The sequence below is a fragment of the Paenibacillus tengchongensis genome (assembly GCF_008973665.1).
Classification (GTDB): domain Bacteria; phylum Bacillota; class Bacilli; order Paenibacillales; family Paenibacillaceae; genus Paenibacillus_AQ; species Paenibacillus_AQ tengchongensis.
This window is the reverse complement of the sequence record NZ_WACP01000065.1, coordinates 1-610: the sequence shown is the minus strand read 5'-3', so window position 1 is coordinate 610 and position 610 is coordinate 1. Positions and strand designations below refer to the sequence as shown.

1 protein-coding gene is annotated in these 610 nt (G+C 54.6%); it reads left to right on the top strand.

Translation table 11 applies throughout. The annotated features are described in order from the left end of the window. Positions 1 to 610 (top strand): amino acid--tRNA ligase-related protein (locus tag F1381_RS27930; protein ID WP_246188227.1); only part of this gene is annotated, 610 nt, incomplete at both ends.

The window sequence follows — 610 nt, the reverse complement described above, 5'->3', positions numbered from 1 at the left end:
AGCTAGCGTTCATCAAACTGCGCGACGGGAGCGGCGAGGTACAACTATATTTGCAGCGCGACGATGTGGCGAAGCTGGACGCTGGCCGCGGTGTGCTGGGCATAAAACAGCTGAAACTTTTGGATACGGGCGACTTTGTCGAGGCGCGCGGAGTGATGACGACGACACAGACTGGCGAGGAGTCGGTTGGCGTGCGTGAGTTGCGCTTACTGACTAAGTCGCTGCGGCCGATGCCGGAGAAATTGGAAAACAAAGAAGAGCGTTTCCGTCGCCGCTATGTCGATATGAATGTCAATCCAGAGGTGCGTCAGCGGTTTATTCGTCGCAGCAAGTTTTGGCAGGCGACGCGTGATTATCTGAATAGCCACGGCTTTACTGAGGTCAATGTGCCGGTGTTGGAGCATACGACTGGCGGTGCTGATGCTAACCCGTTTGTGACGCATATGGACGCGTTGGACGACCAGCAGTTTTACTTGCGCATTTCTCACGAGTTGCCGCTGAAGCGCCTGATTGGTGCTGGGTTTGAGAAAGTGTATGACCTCGGGCCGCGTTTTCGCAATGAGAATTATTCCGATGAGCACTTGCCAGAGCACATTGCCATGGAGTGGTA